The 8,762-nt window shown below is 39.6% G+C and carries 2 protein-coding genes; both read right to left on the reverse strand.

Translation table 11 applies throughout. The features are described from left to right. Nucleotides 1-111: 111 nt before the first annotated feature. Nucleotides 112-744, reverse strand: coding sequence for a GAD-like domain-containing protein (locus FAX86_RS21555; protein WP_144395568.1), 633 nt, complete (start codon nucleotides 742-744; stop codon nucleotides 112-114). Then, nucleotides 737-8,731, reverse strand: coding sequence for a polymorphic toxin type 15 domain-containing protein (locus FAX86_RS21560; RefSeq protein ID WP_205859281.1), 7,995 nt, complete (start codon nucleotides 8,729-8,731; stop codon nucleotides 737-739). Before FAX86_RS21560 ends, FAX86_RS21555 begins: the two co-directional genes overlap by 8 nt. Between the last annotated feature and the right edge of the window lie 31 nt (nucleotides 8,732-8,762).

Raw genomic sequence — 8,762 nt, forward strand, 5'->3', positions numbered from 1 at the left:
ATTAATGTTATGTAAAAGAGTATTCGGTCGTGTAATATTTTTACTCCACGACCTAATATGCTAGTCAACCTACAATGAAAAATACCTTCCGATAATGGCAACTATTTATCGCTATTCATTAACGACAGGTTCTCCAAATTCTCTCAGAATAGTTAGATGAACTTGCATATCCATTGGCTTCGCATTTTTTGCACTAATACTTCCCCCTACAAAAAGAGGAGGCTGAAAACCAAATACATTATCTCTATTCAAGCTTCCATATTGTTGAATTAATTTCTCAAAGACAGATTCGCTTAACTCATCTTGCAAATCAAAACTATCAATATCACGAACTGCAAAAAATCTACCCAAGTTTTTTGAACGCTCTGCCTCACTAGACGCGATGTCTTTACCAATACCACCTGTAATATAGCTTCCAAAACAAGAAACGGTTATTACTCTTGAATCCATTTCACTCCATGCTATCAACCCACCAAAAGCAGTTCGGGCAATGACGTAATAACGACCATTCTCCCCGTAACGAGTGCCTTCAAGCCACATGTCTATTAATTCATTAAACTCATCTGGATTAGTAAACCAAAGCAAACCTTTTTGATATGAACTAAATCCTTCTTCCTTCCAAAGCTCAATAAGATTCGATGGAAGCAGTGAACTGTACTTGTCAATCAGTTCCTTTGATACTTGAGTCGTAAGATCTGGCTGTCCCATATTTTCTTTAAATATTTCAAAATATTCGTCAATCAATGTTAACACCTTTTGGTAGATTCAGTTTAATGTTCAAATAAGCTTTACCGTGTCCACTATTTATAGCGCCAGCAACAAAATTGTCAATATCATCTAAATGATTTTTCCAAGTGGCACCAATAGAAGAGTTTATATCTCGTCTTCCCATTTTCGTAGGCTTTGGTGAATTATACCCTCCAAAAACCATATCGGGATTATGCAATGCTGCCAAGTTTTGCTTAATCTCTTTCGTGCGCCTTTGTGCTTCCAAAAGAGCATTTTTCGGAGACATACCTTTTGCTTCCAAATTTTTAGTTAAATTCTCGGTAATATCATTAGCTAAATCATTATTCATTTGGCTTTGCAACGAACCTGCTTTTGGATTTCTTCCTCTATTCTTAATAAAAGCGTCTCTAGCTGCCTTGAATTCAAAAGCTGTCATTGAGTTTAAAGCTTTTTCTTGTGCTTTTAATTGAGAATAATACTCCTCTAGATATGCCTTTTGTTGTTTAGGACTTAGAGACTTATACTTTTTATTATAAGGGTTGAACTTTAAAGATTTTAATTCAAGTCTCTTTATCAATCTAAAGTTACCATCATTTAAACGAATTTTTTCAGAACTAGCCTTAACTTTCGGTAAGTTTTTTGCGAGAGCAGCCGCTCCAAGAGCAACATAAATCAGACCTAGTGATCCTGCTGCAGATCTATTTGCTTCGTCTTTATTTAAGCCTGAATTATCAGCTACATAGTTTGTAAATGTCTCATGAGCTTTTTGCGCCTGCTCTCCTAAATACTGACCAACGGATGAGCTTTCAATCGCTTTGCTAATTCCAAACTTCACCGGACCAGCCGCAAGCTCTATACCCATCAAAGTATACATTACCAATGGATCATTTAAAGAATCAGCAACTTCCATCAAACCATCACCAGTAGGTAGCAACACCGGAGATGCATCTTCAATTAATCCAGCAAGGAATGAAGAATTTAATTTAGATTTATTTTCTAAATAACTTCCTGGATCTTTATAGTAATCAGGATCCGCGATCGTAGTTACAATCTCAATCTCTTTTCCATCTACGATTTCAGTTCGTTGACCACCTGAGTATTGAGCATAATCATCAAGGTTATCCATAACTTGTTCAGTGTTGTTCACTATTGAATTAACAGTCTTGGATTGAAGAATCGAATTCACCTGTTCGTCCGAAGCTCCTATCGCCTTAATTGACTTGCCAATAAGCTCAAGTCTATCTTCAGGCAACCCTGGACTGATTGAATCTTCAACAATTTCCATTGCTAATTTACTTGCCTCTTGCTCGTTTAGTACATTAGCGTCTTTAAATTGCTGTCGTTTCAATCGATAATAATCTACATGCTCTTGTGATAATCCATCTAAGAATGATCTTTCTGATTCATTAAAATCTTGACGATATGTAATTTCCTCAACGATTGCATTACCAACCACACTTCCAAACGCATTCGCCCATGCGCTTTGGTTATCCCAACGAGACGACTCGCCACGCTCTTTTTTGATCTTATGATTGATATATGAAGAGGCAACGCTTCGTGCGGTATCTAGAAAACCTTTGGTTAATGGATCTTTAACGCCTTGTGTGCCTGGGATTTGAGAAGCCAATGCTGCAGAAACCACATCAGACCAACGAAAATCTGCAGGAACACCAGCCAATTTATTGGCAGCAACCGATGAAGCAGCACTAAGTGCAGCGGAAGCAACACCTCCACCCCAATTTAAAGCGCGACCTAATGATTGTGCAATTGAACTAGAATCTTTTATTGCTTTACTATATTTTGCAACATCTTTACCAGCTTCAAGATCTTTAGCATATTCAGCAGATTTGCCCAAAGCCCCCATTCCCATCGTCGCTACGGTTGAAAAACCATTGGATACCGCCTGACGTAACGAGAAACTCTCCACATTCCCCATTGCTTTACCAACCAACTGCGAAGCAGCGCTACCTGCCACTCCAGCGGAAAACGCAACACCTGCTGTAGCCATGGTAAATCCGCCAGCTCCACCAAGTAATGCCGATCCTGCCGCCATGGTTCCAGCAGAAGTCGCCCCTGTCGCTACACCAAATGCACCTGCTGCTGCGCCCGCAGTGTAAACAGTGACAACAACAAGAACGACCACCATAATAATTTGGCCGAGTACACCACAACCTTTATCGGGTGGAGGTGGAGGTATAATCGAAGGACTGGTATCACCAATAATGTCGCCCGGATTATAGGGCTTAAAAGTCTCGGCATTATTCGCACTCGACGATGCATCAGGAATACTCAGTGACATGCCTTCTTTTAGTTCGGCGTCACTGGCTATGGCATTTTTATCGGCAATTAAATACCAAAGAGTCGAGTCACCATAAACCGATTGCGCAATGCCTCGTAAGGTATCTCCCTGATTAACCACGTATTGACCTGGCGTTGATTGAAACTCCAAAGCTTTGGCCGAACTTGACATATAATCGAAATCAGCGCCTTCTAAAGTTCCTACATCAGCAATACCTTGTCCATTAACATAAAAATAGTTTTGAAACTTATTAACTCGATCAACTTTTTGCTTCTGCTGAATAATTTGACCACTGCGGTTAAATTGATAATCGCGGAAAGTATATCGGCTGCTTCCTTCGTCATCTTGCAGTTTAACTTTTTTCAAGTTGCCACGATAATCGTAGTAATAACTCGTGTAAGCATCTTTGTAATTACTTAAGGTTGTATCAACCGTTGATCGACTTTGTTTGTAACTGTCGAACTTGGCGTATCGAGTACGATAATCCGTCGTGTAATGCACACTGTAGTTTTCACGGAATCCCGTCATACGATAATGCTCAAGATTGCCTGCAGCATCGTAAGAATCATCCAGATCGAATTCAACCAAAGACGATCGCCAACTGGTTCCATTATTTCTGTATGTGTAAGTCGTTTGCTCCTTTACACGATCGCTGGCATTGTACTCAGACGTTGTGCGCGTTTCTTTTTTCGTTGTAATACGTTTATCACGGTCTTGGTCTTCTTTGTATTTCGTTTCTGATGTTACACGCCCCCAGTCATCAGAAACACGAGTCACACTGGTTTGCCATGCATCAAACGTATCAATCTTATCCCAAGCATCAATCGATGGAGTATATGGAAGGCTCGCATATTCAACAAAATGAGAAGAACGAACATTGGTTTGATACATGTAACCTAAATCGGTGTAGTGATACTGTTCTTCTCTGTAGGAAAATTTGGTATTACCGGGTTGTGGTATACCATTATAATAAACAGGCGGAGTTACCGCGTTAAATTTAATGTAAGAAACTCGTTGACCTAATCCATTATACGTATACTTATGACCAGTACCGGTTGTTAGCATGTTACCTTCACTGTCAAAAGTGTTCCTTTGAGAAAAAGTTTGCGTATTAGAGATATCAGGACGTTGATAACTTGCATCAACAGTAATCTTGTTGCCTACTTTATCGTAACCGTATTCAAAAGATTTAATTTCAATACCTGAATTATGACTACTCACAGGTACTTTAACCTTTAAGATACGTCCTAACTCATCATATTGAGTATAAGTTTCTTGCTCAAAATGAGTGTGTTCCATTTGTAGGTCGACAGGCATAGAAGGTTGTAAGACTTGCGTAACTTTAATATGCGTTCCAGAATAGTCATTATGCAAATAATGCTCTTTTCGATCTCTTAAGTAATTATCAACGGTCTGTTTAACCTGTTGCCCTCTAATGTTATAACCATAAGTTTCAACATCGGTGCTGTAATAAGTTGATAAATCCACAGCTTGAACATCGGGAATTATTATTACATTACCGTCTGGTAATTCAAATGTCCCACCAATTGAAAAGTCTTTATAACGTTCATCGGTAATACTTTTTAACTTTCCATCTTGCCAGTAGTCGTAAGCACGATAAGCCACAAAATCTTCATCGATATAGTTTTCACGTTTAACTTGTGAAAAGTCGTTGTATTCGTATTCCGTAACACGACTGCCTAAATCAGAATAAGTTTCGACCCGACCGTATTTATCGAACGTCCAGTCCAACGAATCACCTTCGTCATTAAGATCCTGGATTTTTTTGCCTAAATCGTTAAAGGTGTAATATTTATTCTCAGATTCATTCTGAACTACGACTACAACGTTTCCTCGAGTGTCGTATTTGTAACGTTTTGCAAGCTTTGCGGCTCTTTCTGACCTATCGCCTTTGTATTCAGTAACGCGTTGTCCTAGCGCATCGTATGTAAAGCTGTTAATAATGACTTCTTCGAGAGAGCCATTCATTCCAACACCTTTACCATTACTAAGATAACTGGCGCCAGATTTGTTTCTAACGATTCCTGTTGAAATGACATTACCGTTAGCATCAAAGTTTTGCGTTGTTATATAACCCAAAGCATTACGCGTCGCAACTTTACGGCCGTGGGCATCGTAAACGTATTTCGTTTTGTATCTGAGAGTATCTATCGACTCGATTTCTTGGCCCGCATCGTTATATAACTTTTTACGTAAATTGCCGGCAGCATCTTGCGTCGCAATTAACAAACCACGAACATCGTAGTAATAATGCGTCGTTGGTGAAGCTCGACCCGTATTATCACTTTCGTCAACCCACTGAACTTCGGGTTTAACTTCTAATGTCACTTTATTTTCGTGATTAAAACGGTATTGGGTAACGGCGTATTTATCATTGGCGGTTCCAGGAGCATCTTTAATCAACTCCGCTGTTTCAATAACATTACCCCAACGATCGTAAGTTTGTTTAATTTCAGGACGCTGGAATGACCCTGTATCAGACGCTAATGTATCAACGTTATTTTCAAAAGCGGTAAACCCAGGTAATAACGTACGTGTTGCTTCGCCGCGTTTGTTGTATTCAAACTTAGTCGTACGATTAGCAACAACACCATCGATAGAACCTTGTTTGGACTCCTCAATTTTATTACCCATCAAGTCATAAGCATGAATAGTTACTACACCTTGATTTTGATTGTCTCGAATTAAACGACCTGCACTGTCGTACTCAAAGAAATAGATATTTTCATCGTTATGAGTTTGTCCTTTAACACCTTTAGACTCTATTTCACCAAACGCATTATACTTAGCGACATCACTAACCCATTGCCCATTATCTTTTTGAATTTTCGTTTCGGTTTGCTTTCCATTAGCGTCGTAAACGAATTGCTTAACCCGGTTAAACTCATAACCGTGTTCAACTTCTTGTTGATACTCCTCCCAACGAACCTCAAGTCCATCAACTAAAGTATGACCTGGTAGAATGGGTAAGTCAGGATTAATCGGCAATACAGGTTCTCTATTAGGCTCTAAGCTCAAAGTAGATGCTGACTGTTTTGTCATGAGTGTTGGGTACTCTTTTGACAAATTAGGAAGCGTAGGCCCACTAGGCAAGCTAGGGTACGTCGGTATGTTCGGGAACGTTGGAAGACTTGGCTCCGTTGGTAATGTTGGATTCGTCGGCAACGTCGGATTTGTCGGTAAACTCGGTTCCGTTGGTGTCGTCGGATCGGTTGGTAAATTCGGCGTACCAGGTAATGGGAAATGCTCGCGAAGGATTTCTCGATACTCTTCTAAAGTGATTTCCTCATCATTGTAATAATACTTAAGTTGCCATGCCGTTTTCGTTGTTTCACTAACAAACGCAGATTCTTGGATAAGGTTACCTTGCTTGTCGTATTGGTACACAGTTTCATTGCCTAGTGCATCGGTACGCTTAATAACGTTTCCATGCCAGTCATACTGACTCAACATACGAATCGTCTCACCCTCTGCTCGGCTATTTCCAGAGGAACGAACCGTTTCAATAAGATTACCATGTGCATCGTAAGCATAAGTGGTTTTAGGCGTGACAAGTACTTGGCCCTGATAATCCATTTGATCAACAATACCACTTCGAGCAACCAAACGTGCAGACTCAACACTTAAGTCAACACGATTCAGTGCATCAAAACTGGATGTCGATACTTGCCCTTTTGCATCAATCGTTTTAACGATGTTACCCAGCTCATCGTACTCCATTTGAGTCACGATATCTTTATTGTCGACCGATTTTAGATCAGGAATATTTTTATCAAGACCCGTAAACTCATAATAGTCCGCATCAACAATAATTTGATGCGTTTGGCGACCTAACTCATCGTAACGAAACTCCATAATACGATCGAAACCAATAACAACATTACCTGCAGAAGGCTCATTCGGTACCGCATCGGTTGAAATAGAACTCAACTGAGCAACACTCAGTTGACGCGCAAATTCCGTTTGACGAATTAGCTGACCGAATCCATCGTATTCGAATTTAGTCATATACCCTTCGGCATCCACTTCATGAGTTTTCTGCCCAAGATCGTTGAAGTAAGAATAGGTTTCGGCCCAGTTATTCGCATCAATTCGAACACGTTTTTTAACAACGTTACCTTTGCTATCGTATTCAAATTGAGTTTCTGGCGATTGAGTATAGGTTGGTGTTATACCATCATTGCTCACCGATGCGACCGCATCTAAGCGAGTGACAACTTTTTGTCCCTTTGCATTATATTCTGTATAAACCGTTCGATCTTTGCTTTGTGATGGATTTAATCTTGAACGAACATCGGCACTCGTGATCGACTTTCCAATCACAATTAACTGATCAACTTCACCTTTTGTTAATGCCTCGGCATAACGCGTTAATTCAGTTACTTGCCCTTGATGATTGTATTGATAGAAAGAAACAAAACCTTCGCCATCAACATCGTATTCTACCTGACCATTGTCGTTATAGGTTTTAAAACGATAATTACCGCGCTCATCGATATTAACAACTTCTTGTCCAAAGGCGTTAAATAATGTCGTGTTATTAAACTGAACGCCTGTGGACTCTACTGCTCCAGTAGACGAGTTATATTCACCGCGATCATTCAAGATGACTTGCGTTTGATTATTTCGTTTGTCATAAACGTACGACGTTGTGCGCTCTTGGCTACTTTCAAAATCATCAGTAATACTAATAACATTACCGAACGCATCGTAATTCATCTTCTTTTTAATCGCGCGTGTCTCTGAAGATTCTCCATCTTCCGACATAACTGCGACTTCTGGAGAGGTTTCTAAAACCAGCTGAGATAAGTTATTATAATCGTAAGACCATTTAAAGCCACGTTTATTTATAAATGTTTTTGTGTTTCCAAAAGCGTCGTAGGTATAAGACTCTTTGTAACCTAAAGCATCGTGCTTTTCTGTAACCCGACCTAAATCGTCGTAGACATAACGTGTGCTATTGGGTGAAAATTTACTAGATGAGGATTGTTCTTGAATAACATTGGTTACACTTACGTAATGGAAGTTAGACCACTTGCTTTTAAATGCCATATCCATCACATAGTCTGCATTGGCATTAACTTTATTACCTGACGTATAGAAAGTAGAGTATTCATCGTCATAAACAGACTTCATTTGATACTCAACCGAATCGCCATTCATAACAATGCGATACTCATTGTAATCGGAATGACGTTCAGAAGATGCAAAAACATTAGAACCATCTTCAACAACCAAGATTTCGTTATTTTTAATGTAAATTCCGAAATCGATTTGATTACGATCACCCCGATTACTCAAGTCACTAAATCCAATAACTTGCTCGGTGGTACTTTCTCGAACTGTAAAGTCAATGGCAGAGTCACCCGTTTTTACGGGTCGGCTATAAACCGACTTTTCCCAAGGAGAAATTTCACCAACAATAATAATATCATTCTCATTTACCGAGAGCTTACTATCAACACCATTGAGTTTGAGATTACTAATCTTTGATGTTGGCTCGTAAGTGACTTCTATACTCTCTTCTAACGCAGCTATAGTGGCTTTAATATTTTCAAGATCATTCTTTCCATCGAGTGAAATTGAAAGCTTTTGTGGGTAACGTTTCTCCTCAATCACATTACCATTGGCATCATAAAGATTTTCCGAAACGTAACCTTCCGCGTCCACCGTATAACGCACGCGACCTAATGCATCATAAACGTAATGCGTC

The organism is Pleionea sediminis (assembly GCF_007570825.1).
GTDB lineage: Bacteria > Pseudomonadota > Gammaproteobacteria > Enterobacterales > Kangiellaceae > Pleionea > Pleionea sediminis.